This is a genomic window from Klebsiella sp. B345, from assembly GCF_051131735.1.
In the GTDB taxonomy this organism is placed as follows: Bacteria; Pseudomonadota; Gammaproteobacteria; order Enterobacterales; family Enterobacteriaceae; genus Klebsiella.
The window spans coordinates 5,218,135-5,237,761 of the sequence record NZ_CP180443.1 but is presented as its reverse complement, the minus strand read 5'-3'; the positions used below and the strand labels follow the sequence as shown (position 1 = coordinate 5,237,761).

The following is a 19,627-nucleotide window of genomic DNA, read 5'->3' as shown; positions in this document are numbered from 1 at the left end:
GTGACCTTAAGTATGTGTAATTTTCGGTACGTCACTTTATACTGCGCCTGTCTACGTACAACCTAAGCGATGATATGCAAAAGAAATCGATTTACGTTGCCTACACCGGTGGGACCATCGGTATGCAGCGCTCTGAACACGGTTATATCCCCGTTTCCGGCCACCTGCAGCGCCAGCTTGCGCTGATGCCTGAGTTCCACCGTCCGGAGATGCCGGATTTTACTATTCATGAATATGAGCCGCTGATGGACTCTTCCGATATGACACCGGAAGACTGGCAGCATATTGCTGACGATATTCGCGCCCATTATGACGAGTACGATGGCTTCGTGATTCTGCACGGCACCGATACCATGGCGTTTACCGCCTCGGCGCTGTCGTTCATGCTGGAGCATCTGGGGAAACCGGTTATTGTGACAGGGTCACAAATCCCCCTGGCCGAGCTGCGTTCCGACGGACAAATCAACCTGTTGAATGCCCTCTACGTTGCCGCCAATTACCCCATCAATGAAGTATCGCTGTTTTTCAACAACCGACTGTATCGCGGCAACCGCACCACCAAAGCCCATGCCGACGGTTTCAATGCTTTCGCCTCCCCGAACCTGGCCCCGCTGCTGGAAGCCGGGATCCACATTCGACGCCTCGGGACGCCGCCTGCGCCACAGGGCCAGGGGGAGCTGATTGTCCACCCGATCACCCCGCAGCCCATCGGCGTGGTGACCATCTACCCGGGTATTTCTGCCGATGTGGTGCGTAACTTCCTGCGCCAGCCGGTTAAAGCGCTGATCCTGCGCTCTTACGGCGTCGGTAATGCCCCGCAAAACGGCGAGTTTATCCAGGTGCTCGCGGAAGCCAGTCAACGCGGGATCGTGGTGATCAACCTGACCCAATGCATGTCGGGTAAAGTCAATATGGGCGGCTATGCCACCGGTAACGCCCTCGCCCAGGCCGGTGTCATCAGCGGCTTTGATATGACCGTTGAGGCGACGCTGACTAAGCTACACTACCTGCTGAGCCAGAATCTGAGTGTCGAGGCCATCCGCCAGTTAATGCAGGAAAATCTGCGCGGCGAGTTGACCCCTGACGAGTAAGGAGAACCGATGACCCATCGCGCACTTTTGTTGGTTGATTTACAGAATGATTTTTGCGCCGGCGGCGCGTTGGCCGTGCCGGAGGGTGACAGCACTATTGATGTCGCCAACCGACTGATCGACGCGTGCCTGGCCCGGGGTGAACCGGTCGTCGCCAGCCAGGACTGGCATCCGGCGAATCATGGTAGCTTCGCCAGCCAACATCAGGTCGAACCCTACTCGCAGGGCCAGCTTGATGGCCTGGCGCAGACGTTCTGGCCAGATCACTGCGTGCAGAACAGCGAAGGTGCAGCGCTGCATCCGCTGCTTCAGCAGCAGGCTATCAACGAGGTGTTCCATAAAGGTGAAAACCCGGCGATCGACAGCTATAGCGCCTTTTTTGATAACGGACATCGCCACAAAACCCGGCTCGATGCGTGGCTGCGGGAACGCGACATCAGCGAACTCATCGTCCTTGGTCTGGCGACCGATTACTGCGTCAAATTTACCGTGCTGGACGCCCTGGCGCTTGGCTATACGGTGAACGTGATCGCTGACGGCTGCCGCGGGGTCAACCTCGAGCCGCAGGACAGCGCCCACGCCTTTATGGACATGGCCGCCGCTGGCGCCACGTTGTATACCGCCGACGACTGGCTGGAAACGCAGCCTTAATCCTGCCGTGAAGTGTGCTCATCAGCTCATCCCCCGGTCACGCCTTGCTTGACGGGGGATGAACTGGTGCCAACCGTCGCCGGGTCGTCCGGTCGGTTACTGCAGTTTAAACGTGGAGATCGGCTTGGGTGCAATGCCGAAATCTTCTTTCAGCTGCTGCTTGCTCTTCATCACCATCTGACCGTTGGTATCGATGGTCATATGCTGAGCGTCGCTGTTATGCCGCGCCTGATAGAGCATCACCAGCTGCAGGCTGTTCTCTTTCTGTGCCTCGGTTAACGCCACGCCATCCGGCCATTTTCCCAGCTCCACCGCGGTCACCAGACGTTGGTAAACTTCGGGGGTCATGCTGTCTATCATTTGTTCGATTTCCATGGTCCGCTCGACTCCACGTTGGAATAATTTGCTGAATCGTTTCTCTAACCTTTAATTTGCTCGCCGTTATCGTCGTCGTTGAAGCTTAATGACGCCGAATTTACGCAAAAACGCTCGCCGGTAGGTTGCGGGCCGTCGGGGAATACATGCCCCAGGTGGGCATCACAATTTCCACAGCGAATTTCGGTGCGCTGCATGCCGTGCGAGTAGTCGTTCAGATAACGAATTGCCTCGTCGCTGACCGGCTCGTAGAAGCTCGGCCAGCCGCAACCTGAGTCATACTTCGAATCCGAGCGAAACAGCGCCGCATCGCATACCAGGCAGTGGTAGATGCCGTCGCGCTTGTTGTGGAGCAGTCGTCCGGTGAACGGCGGCTCAGTACCGTGATTCTGCGTCACGTAAAACTGCATCTCACTCAAGTTTTTTTTGAGTTCGTCTGAGGAGGGTTTATTCGCCATGTGCATGCATCTCACTGTGAAAGGACAACGTTATCGGGCGATTCTAACAAAACATTAACAATGAAGCGTGGACTTTTGTTCTAAACTTATTCGATGCCAAAAGGCAGCCCAGATAATTGTGATTTACATCACATTTTTATCTTTCCCGACCTTTAAAATTCCGCGCGCAGCCCCAATATGGAATTGGGCTCAAAGGGAGAGTGAGGCAGATCAATGGTGCGAAGGTATGCTCAGTATTGATTTGTCGCAATGATTGACACGATTCCGCTTGACGCTGCGTAAGGTTTTTGTAATTTTACAGGCAACCTTTTATTCACTAACAAATAGCTGGTGGAATATATGACTATCAAAGTAGGTATCAACGGTTTTGGCCGTATCGGTCGCATTGTTTTCCGTGCTGCTCAGGAACGTTCTGACATCGAGATCGTTGCAATCAACGACCTGTTAGACGCTGACTACATGGCATACATGCTGAAGTATGACTCCACTCACGGCCGTTTCAACGGTACCGTTGAAGTGAAAGACGGTCATCTGATCGTTAACGGTAAAAAAATCCGTGTTACCGCTGAACGTGATCCGGCTAACCTGAAGTGGAACGAAGCAGGTGTTGACGTTGTTGCAGAAGCAACTGGTCTGTTCCTGACTGACGAAACCGCTCGTAAACACATCACTGCTGGCGCGAAAAAAGTCGTTCTGACTGGCCCGTCCAAAGACAACACTCCGATGTTTGTTAAAGGCGCTAACTTTGACAAATACGAAGGCCAGGACATCGTTTCTAACGCATCCTGCACCACCAACTGCCTGGCTCCGCTGGCTAAAGTTATCAACGACAACTTCGGTATCATCGAAGGTCTGATGACAACTGTTCACGCGACCACCGCAACTCAGAAAACCGTTGATGGCCCGTCTCACAAAGACTGGCGCGGCGGCCGCGGCGCAGCTCAGAACATCATCCCGTCCTCTACCGGTGCTGCTAAAGCAGTAGGTAAAGTACTGCCTGAACTGAATGGCAAACTGACTGGTATGGCGTTCCGCGTTCCTACTCCGAACGTATCCGTTGTTGACCTGACCGTTCGTCTGGAAAAAGCTGCTTCTTATGAAGAAATTAAGAAAGCAATCAAAGCTGCTTCCGAAGGCGCAATGAAAGGCGTTCTGGGCTACACCGAAGACGACGTTGTATCTACCGATTTCAACGGTGAAGTTTGCACTTCCGTGTTCGATGCTAAAGCTGGTATCGCACTGAACGACAACTTCGTGAAACTGGTTTCCTGGTACGACAACGAAACTGGTTACTCCAACAAAGTTCTGGACCTGATCGCTCACATCTCCAAATAAGTTGAGATGAGAATCTGATCCAAAAAGGCGACTTCGGTCGCCTTTTTTTATGTACACGCCACCCCGCATGCAGCCTGTGCACTGGCTGTCTTCTGGGGGATGGAGGTGTCACGCTAACGAAGGATTGCACCATGATTAATAAAATTTTTGCTCTCCCGGTTATTGAAGAAATCTCGCCTGTTCTGTCCCGCCGTCAGCTCGATGAGCTGGAACTGATCGTTGTTGACCATCCGCAGGTTAAAGCCTCCGTCGCCTTCCAGGGCGCTCATCTGCTGTCGTGGAAACCTGCCGGAGAAGAAGAAGTCCTGTGGCTGAGCGGGAACACGCCGTTCAAAACCGGCGTCGCGCTGCGCGGCGGCGTACCGGTGTGCTGGCCGTGGTTCGGCCCGTCGGCACAGCAAGGTCTGCCTTCCCACGGCTTCGCCCGTAACCTGGCGTGGACGCTGAAAGGCCATGATGAAGATGACAGTGGCGTGATGCTGACCTTCGAACTGCAAAGCAGCGATGAGACCCGTCAATACTGGCCGCATGACTTCACCCTCTATGCGCGCTTCAAACTGGGCAAAACCTGCGAGATCGAACTGGAAGCGCACGGCGAGTTTGAAACCACCTCCGCGCTGCACACTTACTTCAACGTCGGTGATATCGCAGCCGTTAAAGTGAGCGGCCTGGGCGATCGTTATATCGATAAAGTTCAAAACGCCGAAGAAGGCGTGCTGAGCGAGGGCGTACAAACTTTCCCGGATCGTACCGACCGCGTATACCTCAATGCCGAAGCCTGCAGCGTGATCCACGACGATGCGCTGAACCGCAATATCGACGTTGTCCATCATCATCACAGCAACGTGGTGGGCTGGAACCCAGGCCCGGCGCTGTCCGTGAGCATGGGCGATATACCGGATGATGGTTACAAGACCTTCGTTTGCGTGGAAACCTGCTGCGTTACCGAACCGCAGAAAACCAGCGAAGAGAAGCCTTCTCGTCTGGCACAAACTATCCGTGTCGTGAAACGCGGATAACCCCTGCCCTCCCGCGATGCGGGACACGCCGGATCAAAAACAGGGCGCTAGCGCCCTGTTTTTATAGCTGACGAACGTCCGTTACCAGAATCCCACCAGCTTCATCCACGCACCGCCCAGCACTAACCAGATAGCAATAGACGCCAGCGAAACCACAAAGCTGACGCTCCACCACTGCCCGGTGGTGTTATAGCCCGAACCAAACAGCGCCGGCCCCGGGCCACCCGAGTATTGCGTCAGACCCATCGACAGATTAGAGGTATACCCAAGCACCAGCGCGGCGAAAAGCGGCGGTACGCCGACGGAAACCGCTACCGCCAGGAAAGCCAGATACATCGCGGAAATATGAGCCATCGCCGAGGCGAAGAAATAGCGGGTATAGAAATAGACCACCACCAGCAGTAAGAACACGGTGATCCATTCAAAATGCCCGACATACCCGACAATGCGCTCCGATATCCATTTGATCATGCCATATTTGTTGAGCGCGTTAGCCATCATCACCAGCACCGCGAACCAGAACATGGTGTCCCAGGCGGTTTTTTCTTCAATGATGTTTTTCCACGACATGATGTTGCTGATCAACAGCACCATCAGCCCAATAAACGCCGAGAGCGTGGCGGGAATAGAAAAGAAGATGTCCCCGACGGTCCAGAGCAAAATCAGCAGCACAAAATCAAAAGCGAGGATTTTCTCTGCCAACGACATCGGCCCCATTTTGCGCAGCTCTTCACGGGCAATAGCGGGGATCTCCGGCGTTTTCTTCAGCTGCGGCGGATAAATCGCATAGATCACCAGCGGCAGCAGGATCAGTGAGGCAATCCCCGGCACGATGGCCCCAACAAACCAGGTCGTCCAGGTGATCTCGATTCCCTGACTTCTCGCCAGCTCAGCCACCAGCGGATTGCCGGCCATGGCCGTTAAAAACATCGTACAGACGATGGCATCGATCTGTGACACGCAGATCATCAAGAACGCCCCGGCTTTTCTCGCCGTCGCCCCAGGTTCGGACTGGTAGGCAGTGGCGATGGACTGGGTAATGGGGTACATAATTCCGCCCCCTCGCGCAGACGCCGAGGGGATCCCCGGCCCAAGCACCACGTCCGACAGAGCCAGGCCATAGGCTACCCCCAGCATGCTGGATCCGCACTTAGAGATAAACCACAGCGCTACCCGTTTCCCCAGCCCGGTCTTGATCACCGCCCGTGAGATAAACATCGCGATACCAATCAGCCAGATAGTGCCATTGGCAAACCCGGATAACGCCGCGACCTTGTCGCTCTTACCCGGCGAGAGAGGCGTCACCCCCAAAAAGGCGGAGACGATCAACGCAATCATCGTCACCGCGCCCATCGGGAGCACCTTCAGAATAATGGCAAAGATAGTGGCGGCAAAAATGGCAAACATCTGCCAGGCGTGGAGGGTGAGCCCATCGGGCGGTGGCGTAAACCAGATAATCACACCGAAGAGTATTGTCAGAACGGCTTTCCACAGCGGGAAAGCCAGCTTCACATCCAGGGGCTGAGTAGGTTCAGTCATATGCATCTCCTTTTTCTTGTATCTTTAAGGGGATACTCACAACTGAGCCATGATTCTCATCAACAAAGCGCCAAGGTTTTTTTAGCTAAAGAGTTCTCTTTTACACCATATCCAGCGGCGTTTTGTGGCCCGGAGCCGGAAAAGCCTGTTCCATCAGTGCGATATCGTGCTCATCCAGCACCACATCAAGCGCGGCGGCGTTCTCTTCGACGTGGGACACACTGCCGGCTTTTGGAATCGCGATCACGCCCTGATGACTGATGACCCACGCTAATAACAGTTGGGCTACGGTGATGCCTTTTTGCATAGCCAGTTGGTTCAACGCAGGATGGTTCATTAAGCCATTGCGCAGGCGACCTGCCTGGGCCAGCGGGCTGTAGGCCATCACCGGTAGCGACCGTTGCTGGCACCACGGCAGCAGGTCGTGCTCAATGCCGCGTGACGCGAGGTGATAGAGCACCTGATTGGTGGCACAGCGGGTGCCGTCAGCCACCTGCCACAGCGCCTGCATCTCGTCCACATCGAGGTTTGAGACGCCCCAGCGGCGTATTTTTCCCTGCGCGACCAGCTTCTCCATTGCCTCAACGGTCTCGGCGAAGGTGAACTCCCCGCACCAGTGCAACAGATACATATCGAGATAGTCGGTGTGCAGGCGGCGCAGGCTGGCCTCGCAGGCGGCCACTATTTTTTGCCCGCCGGCATTCCACGGATAGACCTTGGAAACCAGCATCACCCGGTCACGCAGACCACGAATCGCCTCGCCCACCACCTCTTCTGCCCCGCCATCGGCGTACATTTCGGCGGTATCGATCAACGTCAGCCCTTGCTCAACGCCCGCACGTAGTGCAGCGACTTCATGCGCGCGCCGGGCACTGTTTTCGCCCATAAACCAGGTGCCCTGCCCGATAGCAGGAACCACCGCACCCTCGCCAAAACACACTGTTTTTCCCATCATCGACTCCTCGGATTATGCTGCTGCACCACCGCAATGCAAAACGGGGCGCAACGCCCCGTTATGATGCATGAATTTCTTCATTGTGGTGCACAACGACTGCCAGTCAGAAGGTGTAGGTGATCCCGGTAGAGATCAGACCGCTCCAGGATTTGTCCACCATCGGGCTGTCGGTAATTTCATCGGCCAGGCGGGTGTAGCGTGCGACGCCATAGACGCTCCAGTCACCGAGGAAACGATAGTTTGCTGACAGCTCAAGGTAAGGATTCCAGCTGCTGTCCGGGTCGTAGCTGCGCATACCGCTACGATTTGACTCATGCTGTGACACACCGTAGTAGTATTCGTTCTGATTGTCGCTGTTCCACTCGAGGCCAATGCCCGGCGTCACGGTCAGGTTGCCGTTGGTATAGCGATACAACCAGGCCGCATCCCAGGTGATACCGTTGCTCTGATTTAGAGTATCGCCCGCGAGAGTGGTGCGCAGAAAGCCATATTGCGTGTTGTGGATATAGGTCAGCCCGGCCATCATGGTGGTTTTACGACGGTCCAGTTTGCGCATTTGCTCGCTGTCGCTGTCGCCCGGTTTGAAGTACATCGGCGACCAGTAGGCGGTAATAGACAATTTATCGCTATTGTCATTCCATAAATAGTAACCGCCACCTAAGCCGTGAAACCAAAAACTGTCGCTCTCATAGCTGATCGCCGGGACCGGATAGACATCGACATCATATTGTTTATACGGGCTCTCGACGATACCCACGCCGGCCCCTAACGTAAATTTCCCTTCAGCGTGGGCAGCTGAAACAGATGCTGCAAGGCACACACTGAGTGCCAGCGGTTTGATCTTATTCACAATCCATTTTCCCGTTTGTCAAATAATACGCCCCGGCAGTTTAACGTCGTAGACCTCATGCCTCAAATTCTTTACCCGTCATTACATAAAACCATTCAATTTGGCATCAACCTGTGACCATTCGCTTGCAATGAAATGACACCACGGTGACAGCACCTGGCAATAGATGCGAAATAGCCGCACTTTTCCGGATGAGTTATTGATATGTCATTGAAATTGTATTTTGGCGGCATGCAAGTTTTCTAAATGCATCTACGCTTTAATTTAGAAGACGTCTTTCTGCCGCACGCGATCTTTATCCCCCCAACAACCTGGCATAAGGGTTGCTGGAGAATCAGTGAACGTCGTGCAGTTTACCTCTTCCGGGAGCTCCCACTATTCATATGAACGGCTCTCAACTTGTGCTAAAAACGAAAGGACGGCATGCCATGAATATATTCGATCACTATCGCCAGCGTTATGAAGCTGCCAAGGACGAAGAGTTCACACTGCAGGAATTTCTGACCATCTGCCGGCAAGATCGCAGTGCTTATGCCAACGCGGCAGAACGGCTACTGATGGCTATTGGTGAACCAGTTATGGTCGATACGGCCCTGGAGCCACGGCTGTCCCGTCTCTTTTCAAACCGGGTAGTCGCACGCTATCCGGCATTTGAAGAGTTTTACGGTATGGAAGATGCTATTGAGCAGATCGTTTCTTACCTGAAACATGCCGCGCAAGGCCTGGAAGAGAAGAAACAGATCCTGTATCTGCTGGGGCCGGTCGGGGGTGGTAAATCATCGCTGGCCGAACGGCTGAAGTCCTTGATGCAGCGCGTTCCGATTTACGTCCTCAGCGCTAACGGTGAACGTAGCCCGGTCAATGACCATCCGCTGTGCCTGTTTAACCCGCAGGAAGATGCGCAGATTCTGGATAAAGAGTATGGCGTACCGACCCGCTACCTCGGCACTATTATGTCGCCGTGGGCGGCAAAACGTCTGCATGAGTTCGGCGGCGACATCACCAAATTCCGCGTCATCAAAGTCTGGCCCTCCATCCTTGAGCAGATTGCCATCGCCAAAACGGAACCCGGTGATGAAAACAACCAGGATATTTCGGCGCTGGTCGGTAAAGTGGACATTCGTAAACTGGAGCACTATGCCCAGAACGATCCGGACGCCTATGGCTACTCCGGCGCCCTGTGCCGTGCCAACCAGGGGATTATGGAGTTCGTCGAGATGTTTAAAGCGCCAATTAAGGTGCTGCATCCGCTGCTGACGGCTACCCAGGAAGGTAACTATAACGGTACCGAAGGTATTTCCGCCCTGCCGTTCAACGGCATTATTCTCGCCCACTCGAACGAATCGGAATGGGTGACATTCCGTAATAACAAAAACAATGAGGCCTTCCTCGACCGTGTGTATATCGTCAAGGTGCCTTATTGCCTGCGCATTTCCGAAGAGATGCGTATTTACGAAAAACTGCTCAATAACAGTGAGCTGACCCACGCACCTTGCGCGCCCGGCACCCTGGAGACGTTGTCCCGCTTCTCTATTCTCTCGCGCCTGAAAGAGCCGGAAAACTCGAGCATTTACTCCAAAATGCGCGTTTATGACGGTGAAAGTCTGAAAGACACCGACCCGAAAGCGAAATCCTACCAGGAGTATCGCGATTACGCCGGCGTTGATGAAGGCATGAATGGTCTGTCCACCCGCTTCGCCTTCAAAATATTGTCACGCGTGTTTAACTTTGACCACGCCGAGGTCGCGGCCAACCCGGTGCATCTGTTCTACGTGCTGGAGCAGCAGATCGAGCGTGAGCAGTTCCCGCAGGAACAATCGGAACGCTATCTGGAGTTCCTCAAAGGCTATCTGATCCCGAAATACGCCGAGTTTATCGGTAAAGAGATCCAGACCGCCTATCTGGAGTCCTACTCCGAATACGGGCAGAACATTTTCGACCGTTATGTCACCTATGCGGACTTCTGGATCCAGGATCAGGAGTATCGTGACCCGGATACCGGTCAGCTGTTCGACCGTGAGTCCCTGAATGGGGAGCTGGAAAAAATTGAGAAGCCTGCCGGGATCAGCAACCCGAAAGACTTCCGTAACGAGATCGTCAACTTCGTGCTGCGTGCAAGGGCCAACAACAATGGCCGCAATCCAAACTGGACCAGCTACGAAAAACTGCGCACGGTTATCGAGAAGAAAATGTTCTCGAATACCGAAGAGCTGTTGCCGGTCATTTCGTTCAACGCCAAAACCTCAACCGACGAGCAGAAAAAACACGACGATTTTGTCGACCGTATGATGGAGAAAGGCTATACCCGCAAGCAGGTCCGTCTGCTGTGCGAATGGTATCTGCGTGTACGTAAATCGTCCTGACGGAGCAGCCCGGCAGTGAGGTCACTGCCGGGTATATAACAACTGCGTATGCCCGAATCAGTCGGCGATGGGCGTGGGAACAGCCCAGGGACAGCGGCCTGCAAAGCAGACCGCCATGGCTTGAGTGATGAACGGCAGAGTTGGCAATTGCGGTACAGGAGGGCATATGACCTGGTTCATAGACCGGCGCCTGAACGGGAAAAATAAAAGTGCGGTGAACCGCCAGCGCTTTTTGCGCCGTTATAAGGCGCAGATAAAACAATCGATCTCCGAGGCAATCAACAAGCGCTCGGTCACCGATATTGACAGTGGAGAGTCCGTCTCCATCCCAACGGACGATATCAACGAACCGATGTTTCATCAGGGTCGCGGAGGGTTGCGCAGCCGCGTGCATCCCGGCAACGATCACTTCGTTCAGAACGACCGTATCGAACGCCCTCAGGGCGGCGGAGGCGGCGGCGGGAGCGGTCAGGGGCAAGCCAGCGCCGATGGTGAAGGCCAGGACGGGTTTGTCTTTCAGATCTCCAAAGACGAGTACCTTGATCTGCTGTTTGAGGATCTCGCCCTGCCGAATCTGAAGAAAAACCAGCAACGCCAGCTGACCGAGTTTAAAACCCACCGCGCGGGCTTTACCGCTAACGGGGTGCCGGCCAATATTAGCGTCGTCCGCTCGCTGCAGAATTCGCTGGCGCGGCGTACTGCCATGACCGCCGGAAAACGCCGCGAGCTACGGGCGCTGGAAGAGGATCTCGACACCATCAGCAAAAGTGAGCCGGCGCAGCTGCTGGAGGAAGACCGTTTACGCCAGGAGATCGCCGAGCTGCGGGCCAAAATCGACCGGGTACCGTTTATTGATACCTTTGATTTGCGCTATAAGAACTACGAAAAACGGCCTGAACCTTCCAGCCAGGCGGTGATGTTCTGCCTGATGGACGTGTCGGGTTCCATGGATCAGGTGACTAAGGATATGGCCAAACGTTTTTACATCCTGCTGTATCTGTTCCTCAGCCGGACTTATAAAAACGTCGAAGTGGTCTATATTCGCCACCATACCCAGGCCAAAGAGGTCGACGAGCATGAATTCTTCTATTCGCAGGAGACCGGCGGCACGATCGTCTCGAGCGCCCTGAAGCTGATGGATGAAGTGGTGAAAGCACGCTATGACCCATCGCAGTGGAATATCTATGCGGCACAGGCGTCCGATGGCGATAACTGGGCCGATGACTCACCGCTGTGCCATGAACTGCTGGCGAAAAACATCCTGCCGGTGGTGCGTTACTACAGCTACATTGAGATAACCCGCCGCGCGCACCAGACGCTGTGGCGTGAATACGAGCATCTGCAGGAGAAGTTCGATAACTTCGCCATGCAGCATATCCGCGATCAGGAAGATATCTACCCGGTCTTCCGTGAACTGTTCCACAAGCAGGGTACAGAAGTGAAAAACTAACCCGCAGATCGGCCAGCGACGCGACGTTGCTGGCCGATTTTTTATCTTCCCCTTCCCCGGCGACATGCACCAGCCATGAACGCCGTTGATACGGCATTCCGCATTAGAAGTTGTATTTCACACCGACGCGATAACGCGTTTGTCGCTCATCCGTCACTTTACTGCCCGAGATGTTGCCGATAGCCATATACGGCGACCAGTTCTTATCGATTTTGTAGGTCAGTTTGAAATCATGGGTCCATTCATAGCTTTCATTATCTGACAGAATCACCCCTGCAGAGTTGGCTTTTTTATAGTCAAACTCATAGTCCAACTGATAGTCAGTGAAGAACTTCCACGACAGAACGCTGGTCAGGTTATAGCCGTTCTCTGAAGTGTCCTTTTTGGAGCCGATATTGGTAGAGTTACGCTTGAAGTACGGGCGATAACGTAGCGTGGCGCTGACATCCTTACTCAGGTTGACCTTGCCACGCAGATAAGGACGATAGTTGTTTGAGGTGGAGCTACTATCCAGCGAAAAACCCGGTTCAACCTGAAAGGTGTCATTGATTTTATAGACATAGCTGGCGATCGCTTCTGTACCGTTACTGACGGTCTCATGCCAGGCTTTATCTTTCTTCTGTGATCCCTTCCATTTGCCTTCCAGCGACAGACCAAAACCATTGGCAAAGCGATGAGACATTAGCAATCTGTCTTTATGGTTATTACCACCGCTGTCGTTAATTTCGTGACGATAATCGAAAGTCACCGCCTGAGCTGAAATGCTTAAAAGTGAAGCTGTAAGTAATAAGAATGGACGTAACATATGACCCTCTATTTTTATATTCCAAAGGTAAGGAAATTCCCTGCGCATTACCCCCCAAAGAATTCAAATTGCTGGTAGGCGGCAAGGCCGCCAATCCCCAGACAACTTGAAGAATGAAAGGTATAGCCGGTGAATGAATAAAATCATTTTAATAATGGGTGTGTGGTGCCGGGTGCCTCCCGGTGAATTGGGTGCTGAAACACCAATCCGTCCATAAAAATAGAAACATCATCAGAGGATACTCTCATGTCAGCATGACCCCTCCGCATAGGGGGATTCACCACACATAATTCCACCACCTGTATTAAAAACAACAAGCAATGATTAAATGACTTTATGGATTACACTTTCACATAAATTGAAATATCGTTTTGAGATCGCGATCCAATTATTTATAGACAAATTTAAATTTATTAAAATACATTTACTAAAGAAAATCCTAAACAACCACCACAGTAAATACAATGAGTTACATAAAGTCACCAGCAACTCACCATTTAATCGTCTGAAAAAAACAGGCCAGAAATCCAAAATAAATTAAAAATCGCCCTGGAGAAAAGATAAGATATGAGCAATAAAATATCGTAAGCTTGCCTGGTAACTTTGCGACTGACAGCGGCTGCAGGCTAAACAAAAGACAAACCAATTTACTGACATGGTTGATTTGTTGGGGCCGCGACACAACACTCAGAGAAACATCTGCGGTGAATTCATAAAATAACCGCATCACGACCGCTGGAGTCTCACGATGACTATCTATGGAAAGGACAGCTTTTACCTCTATGGGATAGAGAAAATTCTGAAAGAGTTACATCCTGAAGGGAATAAAAACAATAATAGTGGACAACCATATGTGTATGTCACCGCCGGCATGGAGGTGCATGAAATATACTCTTTGTTATTGACCAGGCCGCCAGTGCACCACTCTGTATTTATAACGTCTGAGCGTTATTTGGATACGATAAATCAACTTTTCCCGGGATTAATAAAATTATATCTGCCGGAGCGGCTGGGCGTCGAAGCATTACGGCAGGCGCTGTGGGTGATGCGCTTGTTAGGGCAACAAAACAAAATGGCGGGCTATCTGCCCCATCCCTTCAAATTTACCACCGAGGAGCAACAGATCATGAGGCTGCTCATACGCGGGCACTCGTTGGGAGATATAGCCCGGATTCGGGGCGTCAGCCCGACCACGGTCAGCGTCCAACGCAATGGCCTGATGAAACGCACGGGTACGAAAAGCCTGCAGGAGCTCTGCTCACTCTATAGTGCTCTGAACCCCCATTAACAAAAACGGCCCACGGTGCAATACCGCGAGCCGTTGACGACGGAGCACAAGCCGTTAGTGAAGTCGCCGCGCGTCAGGCCGTTTCGACACTGGCGCTTTCTGGCAACACCCCACTCTTCATCTCCGCCATCACCAGGCCAGCGATGTCGGCGTGCTGATGCACTTTCCCGCACTGCAGAATGATCTGTCGTGCATTGTCGTAGCCCGGCGCCCACAGTCGGTTATTCAGCAGCACATCTTTATAGATGGCAATCAGCGGTTTCTTCCACGCTGCCGCCATATGCACAACTGAGGTATCAGGCGAGATAATCAGGTCGGCACCGGCAATGAGTGCCATCGCGTGATGCAGAGTCTTAAACGGGTTGATGCTCACCCCTTCCGGTAACGGGAGGCGGATTTCATTCCGGTGATCGAGCAAAATAATGTGCACGTCAGAGTAGGCTTCGCGCAGCCTGTCGATGATGGTCGACAGTTGCTCCTGCGACAAACTGCGGTCCGCATGGCCTGCAAAAATATTAATAACGATCTTTCTCCCGGCCAACCCGCCGAGATAGGCACGGACTTGCTGATCAATATCCGCTGGAATATGCAGGTCATATCCCTCAAGGTGGCTGGCATCAAGATGCAGATAGTCGGCAATAAAGGTAAAGGTTTTGCTGACATGCCAGTGTTCACAATCAAAGGCAAAAGATTTGGTGTAATGGTTAATCGATGCCCATTTATTAAAGCCCAGTACCGATTTTGCTTTTATTTGTCGCAGTAACAACATGCGGTGTATGGGCATATCGAAAAGCGAAGGGTCAATAACAATATCGTACTTATTATTCGCCAGCTCATTAATAACAGACTTAGGAACGTTATGGGTAAATTTACGCAGAAAATCGCTTGAGGAAACATTCTCTGCTTCATAGATCCGGCGGATGCCTGGATGATTTTTCATGACCAGGCTGTTCGATTTGGTCAGCAGAAAATCGACGATATAGCCCGACTCATGCAGGCATTTCACCAGCGCCGAATCAACGACGACATCGCCTATCGCACCTTCATTGCGCATCAGCAGCACCGTTTTCGCCGACGATAACGCGGTGTCACTGCGCTTGTGGTTGTCCCATAAGGTTTTCGCAATATAAACACGCATAACATTGCGGACTTTCTTAGTAAAGTAATTACGGCGCCTGTTCAACTCCCTTATTTTTTTGAATTTTCGGGGGGATACGCGCACCGCGGTGTTTGCTTTCATCATAACCTCGTAACCACAATCAATAACATTCCTGCTGGTTTTGTTAAGGACTAAATAAAATAAGAAAAGTTCGATTGCGTAATATAAATCTTTACACCAGGAACATTCCAGCACTTTCCTTTGGAGACAAAATGAGTAAATTATGAATTAATTACGGATAATACCGTAGGTCATTAACGCCGACCGGCATAGACTGGCAATTCATCGTCACCAACGGTTTTCATCTCTTAAGAAGAAGCTTATGCTGACGGTTTTGCCATGGTGGAAGTCATAAGATGAACGAGCCGGAAAAACAGGATACCCATCGTCAGTTGCTCGAACTGCTTGATAACAATCAGGCGCACTATCGCGTGGTAGAACATGAGGCCGTCGGCAAGTGTGAAGCCGTTTCAGACATTCGCGGCACGGCGCTGGGCCAGGGTGCAAAAGCGCTGGTCTGCAAAGTCAAAGGCAACGGCGTGAATCAACATGTGCTGGCGATCCTCGCCGCCGACCAGCAGGCCGACCTGTCGCGTCTGGCGCAGCATCTTGGCGCACGCAAAGCCTCACTGGCCAGCCCGGCCGAGGTCGATACCCTTACCGCCTGCGTTTTTGGCGCCATTCCACCTTTCAGCTTCCATCCCGCATTGCGGCTGATCGCCGACCCGCTGCTGTTCGATCGCTACGCTGAAATCGCCTTTAATGCCGGCCTGCTGGAAAAATCGATTATCCTCAATACCGCCGATTATCTGCGCATTGCCCGCCCGGAGCTTCTGGCGTTTCGTCGCGAATCCTGACGCCGCCTCTGGCATACCGTTGGTTATGATTATGCAAATGCATAAATACGCGGCCGGAGAGCAAAAAAAGCCTGTTTACTCACGCTATTACGCGTAAAGTAGACAGGCTTATTCTGTTGGCAAGGATCCCTTTTTATGTTCGATACCACCCTGTTTATTCTTCTGGGGCTGGCCGCGTTGGGTTTTGTTAGCCATAACACCACCGTCGCCATTTCTATCCTCGTGTTAATTATCGTCCGCGTCACGCCGCTCAACGTCTTTTTCCCGTGGATTGAAAAACAGGGGCTGACGATCGGCATTATCATTTTGACCATCGGGGTGATGGCACCGATTGCCAGCGGTACCCTGCCACCGTCTACGCTCCTTCACTCTTTCGTGAACTGGAAGTCGCTGCTTGCCATTGCCGTCGGGGTATTTGTTTCATGGCTCGGCGGGCGCGGCGTTGCGTTGATGGGCTCACAGCCGCAGCTGGTGGCCGGTCTGTTGGTCGGTACGGTGCTGGGGGTGGCGCTGTTCCGCGGCGTACCGGTTGGCCCGCTGATTGCCGCCGGGATTATCTCGCTGTTTATCGGGAAGTCGTAGTCAGACTCGCCAGGTAGCGTCCTGGCGTCTGCCCCAGCCCCTTTTTGAACATGGTAATAAAAGCGGTGGTCGAGTCGTAGCCCAGGGTTTGCGCCGTCTGCTGCACCGTCTGGCCGCGGATCAACATTTGCAGAGCCAGAATCAGCTGTAGCTGATGCCGCCAGCGGCGAAAGCTCAGCCCGGTCTCACGCACCACCAGCCGCGCCAGATTGCGTTCGCTCATGGCAAACTCTGCGGCCCACTGCCCCAGTGTCTGCCAGCGGGCCGGATCAACCGCCATCACCTCCGCCATTTGCCGGATCCGGGGGTGGGCGGAAACCGGCAGCTGAAGATGCTCCTGTGGCTGTTGCGGTAACTCATCAAACAACACCTGCACCAGCCGCTGGGTCGTTGGATGGGTTAATTCCGCCCCACTCCGACCGGCAAGCGCCAGAATCAACTCGCGGACCAGCGGCGAGATTTTTAGCGTACAGCAATGCGGCGGCATCGCTGCCGCCTCGGGCTCAATAAACAGAAAGCTGATTTGCGCCCCGGGCGTCGCGCGATTGCTGTGGGGCATCAGCCCGGGAACCCACACCGCATACTGCGGTGGCACCATCAGCATGGCGTTTTCCACCTCGCAGGTGAGCGCGCCGTGCAGCGCAAGAATCAGTTGGCCTTTACGGTGCTGATGCAGAGGAATGAACTGCTCGTCTTCCACTACCTGAATGCGAAATGCGAGGGCCGCTTCGTGACCGCTGTCGGGGTCGTAGCCGTCAAGACCGAGTCCAATCATCATTTTGTCCGATATTAGCGATAATCTGTCATTTTAGCTTGATTTAAACAGCGAGCAAACGCGCTAAGGTAAGCGCCCTGTTTATTCGTCAGAGAACGTTATGAGTTCTGTTTTATCTTCTGCTACCGGCCGCCGCAATCTGCTGCTGATTACCGGTATTTTATTGATTGCCGCCACGCTGCGGGTCACCTTTACCGGCACCGCCCCGCTGCTGGATGCCATTCGCGCTGAATATGCGCTAACGACCGCGCAAACCGGGATGCTCACCACGCTGCCGCTGCTAGCCTTTGGTCTGATCTCACCGCTGGCGGCGGGTGTCGCCCGGCGCTTCGGCATCGAGCGTAGCCTGCTGGTCGCGTTGATACTGATTTGCCTCGGTATCGGCCTGCGTTCGCTACCTTCAACCTTCCTGCTGTTTGGCGGGACGGCAATCATCGGCTGCGGCATTGCCCTCGGCAACGTGCTGCTGCCGGGCTTAATCAAGCGCGATTTCTCCGGGCATGTTGCCCGAATGACCGGTGCCTATTCACTTACCATGGGCGGCGCGGCAGCGCTGGGATCGGCGATGGTGGTCCCGCTGGCCATGGCCGGCTATGGCTGGCGCGGCGCGCTCCTGATGTTGATGGTTTTCCCACTGCTGGCATTACTGTTCTGGCTGCCACAATCACGTAAGCCCTCGGTCGCACCGCTGACCGGCTCCGGCGCGATGCATAACCGCGGGATCTGGCGCTCGGCACTGGCGTGGCAGGTGACGCTTTTCCTCGGTATCAACTCGCTGGTGTATTACGTGATTATTGGCTGGCTGCCCGCCATCTTGCAGAGCCTCGGCTACAGCGAGGCACAGGCAGGCTCCCTGCATGGCTTGCTGCAGTTAGCCACCGCCGTACCGGGTCTGGCGATTCCGCTGATTCTCCATCGGCTGAAGGACCAGCGCGGGATTGCAATCCTGGTGGCTTTACTGTGCGCCATCAGCGCCGGCGGTCTGTGGTTCTGGCCCGGGCAGGCGGTATTGTGGACGTTGATCTTTGGGTTTGGTTCCGGTGCAACGATGATCCTCGGACTGACCTTTATTGGCCTGCGCGCCAGTTCCGCGCATCAGGCGGCGGCGCTGTCGGGTATGGCGCAAGCGGTCGGCTATCTGCTGGCAGCCTGCGGACCACCGTTGATGGGGAGAATACATGACGCCAATGGCAACTGGCAGATCCCGCTGCTCGCCGTGGCGCTGATTTCGCTGGTGATGGCGGTGTTTGGCGCCCTCGCCGGCCGTAACCGGGAGATCGCCGGATAACCTGCCACTGCACCGCTAAGCCGCCAGCACGCTGGCGGCAGCTTCACGCCCAACGGCGGTGTTAATTGCTGGCCGCATATAATAACGCCTGCACCAACGGCGACGGTCGGCCTTCCAGGGCATGACGTTCATGCTGGAACAAGGTCGCCACGAAGAACGGGTGGGTGACCAGCTCTACTGCCCGGATTTCTCCTTCGTCATCCCAGCCGGTAACCCGCAGATCGCCCTGCTCCAGTTCAGCCGCAAAGCTCTCAGAAATGCCGTAGTTGCAGTGGTAGCCCTCTTCGATATTATCGCGGCCATAGGCACGCGCAATCAGAGTGTTGGCGCGCAATTCAATCGTGTCCGATTTTTCCACCAGCGAGCAACTTAATGGCGCAATGACCATCCGCCCTTCGGTGTCGGTTTCCGCATGCGCCGCGTCCTGCCAGCCCAGGACATTGCGGGCATATTCGATAATCGCGTGCTGAAAACCACCGCAGGTTCCGAGAAACGGCACGCTGTTTTCACGCGCATAGCGAATGGCGGTAAACGCCCCTTCGGCATGTTGGTACGGACTAGCTGGTACCACCCAAATCGCATCGTAGTCGGCGAGCGCATCGGCATCATGGATATCGCGAGTTGCCAGCCAGTCATAGCGTACCGGCAGTTCCAGTACGGCGGCGGCATCATCGATAGCAAGGGGAATCGCTTTATGGGCAATCACGTCAGGATTGTAGTCGCCAACCAGGGCAATACGCAGGGGGGAGTTCATAGCAGGTTCCTTATGTCATAGCGGTTTTCGGGT

The 19,627-nt window shown here is 53.8% G+C and carries 19 protein-coding genes; 10 read left to right on the top strand and 9 right to left on the bottom strand.

Features of this window, described 5'->3' with window-relative positions:
• Positions 1-74 precede the first annotated feature (74 nt).
• Together ansA and pncA are read left to right on the top strand one after the other, a co-directional pair.
• Entirely contained in the window at positions 75-1,091 is a 1,017-nt protein-coding gene (ansA, locus tag ACMYSO_RS24635; protein WP_434585309.1) for an asparaginase, read from the top strand.
• A gap of 9 nt (positions 1,092-1,100) precedes the next feature.
• The gene (gene pncA / locus ACMYSO_RS24630; RefSeq protein ID WP_434668633.1) at positions 1,101-1,742 is read left to right on the top strand and encodes a bifunctional nicotinamidase/pyrazinamidase; all 642 of its coding nucleotides are present in this window, start codon (positions 1,101-1,103) and stop codon (positions 1,740-1,742) included.
• A 96-nt stretch (positions 1,743-1,838) separates the two neighbouring features.
• On the opposite strand, the gene ACMYSO_RS24625 is transcribed toward pncA, so the two are convergent.
• Positions 1,839-2,117 (bottom strand): YeaC family protein, encoded by a 279-nt coding sequence (locus ACMYSO_RS24625; RefSeq protein WP_123753984.1) that lies wholly within the window; start codon positions 2,115-2,117, stop codon positions 1,839-1,841.
• A gap of 44 nt (positions 2,118-2,161) precedes the next feature.
• The gene (gene msrB, locus ACMYSO_RS24620) at positions 2,162-2,575 is read right to left on the bottom strand and encodes a peptide-methionine (R)-S-oxide reductase MsrB (RefSeq protein WP_123753983.1); all 414 of its coding nucleotides are present in this window, start codon (positions 2,573-2,575) and stop codon (positions 2,162-2,164) included.
• 339 nt (positions 2,576-2,914) lie between these two features.
• Here msrB and gapA point away from each other — a divergent pair, with 339 nt between their 5' ends.
• Positions 2,915-3,910 carry a glyceraldehyde-3-phosphate dehydrogenase gene (gene gapA, locus ACMYSO_RS24615; protein ID WP_004860805.1) on the top strand — a complete coding sequence of 332 codons (996 nt, stop codon included), beginning with the start codon at positions 2,915-2,917 and terminating at the stop codon, positions 3,908-3,910.
• A gap of 131 nt (positions 3,911-4,041) precedes the next feature.
• The gene (locus ACMYSO_RS24610) at positions 4,042-4,929 is read left to right on the top strand and encodes a D-hexose-6-phosphate mutarotase (protein ID WP_434668632.1); all 888 of its coding nucleotides are present in this window, start codon (positions 4,042-4,044) and stop codon (positions 4,927-4,929) included.
• 81 nt (positions 4,930-5,010) lie between these two features.
• Here ACMYSO_RS24610 and ACMYSO_RS24605 read toward each other — a convergent pair whose 3' ends face one another.
• The 3 genes from ACMYSO_RS24605 to ACMYSO_RS24595 all read right to left on the bottom strand — a co-directional run bounded on the left by ACMYSO_RS24605 (position 5,011) and on the right by ACMYSO_RS24595 (position 8,273).
• Positions 5,011-6,468, bottom strand: coding sequence for an anion permease (locus tag ACMYSO_RS24605; RefSeq protein ID WP_174508950.1), 1,458 nt, complete (start codon positions 6,466-6,468; stop codon positions 5,011-5,013).
• Between the two features lie 100 nt (positions 6,469-6,568).
• On the bottom strand, positions 6,569-7,423 hold the full coding sequence (locus tag ACMYSO_RS24600) for an aldo/keto reductase (RefSeq protein WP_434668631.1): 855 nt from the start codon (positions 7,421-7,423) through the stop codon (positions 6,569-6,571).
• Positions 7,424-7,526: 103 nt separating this feature from the next.
• On the bottom strand, positions 7,527-8,273 hold the full coding sequence (locus tag ACMYSO_RS24595; protein WP_434668630.1) for a MipA/OmpV family protein: 747 nt from the start codon (positions 8,271-8,273) through the stop codon (positions 7,527-7,529).
• A gap of 428 nt (positions 8,274-8,701) precedes the next feature.
• Here ACMYSO_RS24595 and yeaG point away from each other — a divergent pair, with 428 nt between their 5' ends.
• On the top strand, positions 8,702-10,636 hold the full coding sequence (gene yeaG / locus ACMYSO_RS24590; protein WP_434668629.1) for a protein kinase YeaG: 1,935 nt from the start codon (positions 8,702-8,704) through the stop codon (positions 10,634-10,636).
• A gap of 166 nt (positions 10,637-10,802) precedes the next feature.
• A complete protein-coding gene (locus tag ACMYSO_RS24585) occupies positions 10,803-12,086 on the top strand; it encodes a YeaH/YhbH family protein (RefSeq protein WP_434668628.1) in 1,284 nt (427 codons plus the stop codon).
• A 103-nt stretch (positions 12,087-12,189) separates the two neighbouring features.
• Here the strand turns inward: ACMYSO_RS24585 and ACMYSO_RS24580 are convergent, their stop codons facing one another.
• Entirely contained in the window at positions 12,190-12,891 is a 702-nt protein-coding gene (locus tag ACMYSO_RS24580) for an oligogalacturonate-specific porin KdgM family protein (RefSeq protein ID WP_434668627.1), read from the bottom strand.
• 748 nt (positions 12,892-13,639) lie between these two features.
• Here ACMYSO_RS24580 and ACMYSO_RS24575 point away from each other — a divergent pair.
• Positions 13,640-14,179 (top strand): helix-turn-helix transcriptional regulator, encoded by a 540-nt coding sequence (locus ACMYSO_RS24575; protein ID WP_434668626.1) that lies wholly within the window; start codon positions 13,640-13,642, stop codon positions 14,177-14,179.
• A gap of 73 nt (positions 14,180-14,252) precedes the next feature.
• On the opposite strand, the gene ACMYSO_RS24570 is transcribed toward ACMYSO_RS24575, so the two are convergent.
• Positions 14,253-15,419, bottom strand: coding sequence for a glycosyltransferase family 9 protein (locus ACMYSO_RS24570; protein ID WP_434670873.1), 1,167 nt, complete (start codon positions 15,417-15,419; stop codon positions 14,253-14,255).
• Between the two features lie 275 nt (positions 15,420-15,694).
• Here ACMYSO_RS24570 and ACMYSO_RS24565 point away from each other — a divergent pair, with 275 nt between their 5' ends.
• Both ACMYSO_RS24565 and ACMYSO_RS24560 read left to right on the top strand, forming a co-directional pair.
• Positions 15,695-16,195: a YbaK/prolyl-tRNA synthetase associated domain-containing protein gene (locus ACMYSO_RS24565; RefSeq protein ID WP_434668625.1), complete on the top strand. Its 501-nt coding sequence runs from the start codon at positions 15,695-15,697 to the stop codon at positions 16,193-16,195.
• 135 nt (positions 16,196-16,330) lie between these two features.
• Positions 16,331-16,777: a DUF441 domain-containing protein gene (locus ACMYSO_RS24560; RefSeq protein WP_123753972.1), complete on the top strand. Its 447-nt coding sequence runs from the start codon at positions 16,331-16,333 to the stop codon at positions 16,775-16,777.
• Here ACMYSO_RS24560 and ACMYSO_RS24555 read toward each other — a convergent pair.
• The gene (locus tag ACMYSO_RS24555) at positions 16,761-17,555 is read right to left on the bottom strand and encodes an AraC family transcriptional regulator (RefSeq protein ID WP_434668624.1); all 795 of its coding nucleotides are present in this window, start codon (positions 17,553-17,555) and stop codon (positions 16,761-16,763) included. The two genes, ACMYSO_RS24560 and ACMYSO_RS24555, sit on opposite strands and share 17 nt — an antisense overlap.
• 97 nt (positions 17,556-17,652) lie before the next feature.
• Here ACMYSO_RS24555 and ACMYSO_RS24550 point away from each other — a divergent pair, with 97 nt between their 5' ends.
• Positions 17,653-18,840: a CynX/NimT family MFS transporter gene (locus ACMYSO_RS24550; protein WP_434668623.1), complete on the top strand. Its 1,188-nt coding sequence runs from the start codon at positions 17,653-17,655 to the stop codon at positions 18,838-18,840.
• Positions 18,841-18,901: 61 nt separating this feature from the next.
• Here ACMYSO_RS24550 and ACMYSO_RS24545 read toward each other — a convergent pair whose 3' ends face one another.
• Positions 18,902-19,594, bottom strand: coding sequence for a CTP synthase C-terminal region-related (seleno)protein (locus ACMYSO_RS24545; protein WP_434668622.1), 693 nt, complete (start codon positions 19,592-19,594; stop codon positions 18,902-18,904).
• Positions 19,595-19,627 lie beyond the last annotated feature (33 nt).